Annotated in this window: 1 protein-coding gene; it reads left to right on the top strand. The window is 69.2% G+C overall.

The genetic code is table 11. From position 1 onward, the window contains the following. The first annotated feature begins 21 nt into the window (after window positions 1-21). Window positions 22-1365 carry a PTS transporter subunit EIIC gene (locus C1I98_RS38900; protein ID WP_111172186.1) on the top strand — a complete coding sequence of 448 codons (1344 nt, stop codon included), beginning with the start codon at window positions 22-24 and terminating at the stop codon, window positions 1363-1365. Window positions 1366-1378 lie beyond the last annotated feature (13 nt).

Here is a 1378-nt window from a genome sequence, read left to right as displayed (position 1 = left end):
GACCCCCAGGAGGAACCCCCGATGAGCTGCACTTCGGACGCGGGCCTCCCCGCCTCGCTCGCGCCACAGTCGGCGCTCATGGGCGCCCTGTCCCGGATCGGCCGCTCGCTGATGCTGCCCATCGCGGCGCTGCCCGCCGCCGCGATCCTGATGCGGCTGGGCCAGGACGACCTGCTCGGCCGCACGGACAACGCGACGATGGACCGGATCGCCGTGATCATCCGCGGGGCGGGCGAATCGCTGTTCGACGCGCTGCCGCTGCTCTTCGCGGTCGGGGTCGCGGTCGGCTTCGCGCGCCGGGCGGACGGCTCGACCGCGCTGGCCGCCGTGATCGGGTACCTGGTGTTCGACCGGATCACCAAGCTGATGTTCTTCGAGTCCGACCTGCGGCCCCAGGTGTCACAGCGGGTGATGGGCGCGGACAACACCTCCGTGGACATGATCAACCTGGCCTCGGCCAACCCCACGCGCGTGCTCGGCGGCATACTGATGGGTGTGGTGACCGCGCTGCTGTGGCAACGGTTCTACCGGACCAAGCTCCCGGCCTGGCTGGCCTTCTTCGGCGGGCGCAGGTTCGTCCCGATCCTGACCTCGCTGGCCGGGCTGGTGTTCGGGGTCGTCTTCGGCCTGATCTGGCCGCCGATCGGCGACGCGATCAGCTCCTTCGGCGACTGGCTGGCCACCAACTCGACGGTCGGGGCGGGCCTGTACGGGCTGTTCAACCGGTTCCTGATCCCGCTCGGGCTGCACCACTTCCTCAACTCGATCGTGTGGTACCTGGTCCCGGAGTGCACGGCCGGGGTCGAGGGCACCGTCGCCAACGCGGCGGGCGACCAGTACTGCTACTTCGCCGGGCACGTCGGCTCTGGGGAGTTCATGGCCGGGTTCTTCCCGGTGATGATGTTCGGCCTGCCGGCCGCCGCGCTGGCCATCTGGCGGGCCGCGCCGCCGCACCGCCGCGGGACGGTGGGCAGCATCATGATCTCCGCCGCGCTGATCTCCTTCGTGACCGGCATCACCGAGCCCATCGAGTTCGCGTTCATCTTCGTCGCACCCGCGCTGTTCATCGCGCACGCCGTACTGACCGGAGTGTCGATGGCGCTGACCGCGGCGATGGACGGCTGGCTCGGCTTCGGCTTCTCCGCCGGGCTGATCGACGCGCTGCTCAACGCCTCCAAGTCGAACACGAACAACTTCTGGCTGATCATGGGCCTGGGGGTGATCTACGGCATCGGGTACTACTTGATCTTCAGCTTCCTGATCAGGAAACTGAACATCATGACCCCCGGCCGCGAGCCGGACTCCGACCTTGACGCGGGCGAGACCGCCGCCCCGGGCGGCAAATCGGCGGCCCAGCCCACTTGACCCTCCCCCGAAG

The organism is Spongiactinospora gelatinilytica (assembly GCF_003236385.1).
GTDB classification, from domain to species: domain Bacteria; phylum Actinomycetota; class Actinomycetes; order Streptosporangiales; family Streptosporangiaceae; genus Spongiactinospora; species Spongiactinospora gelatinilytica.
The sequence above is the reverse complement of the archived record's forward strand: the minus strand, read 5'-3'. Positions and strand labels throughout refer to the sequence as shown.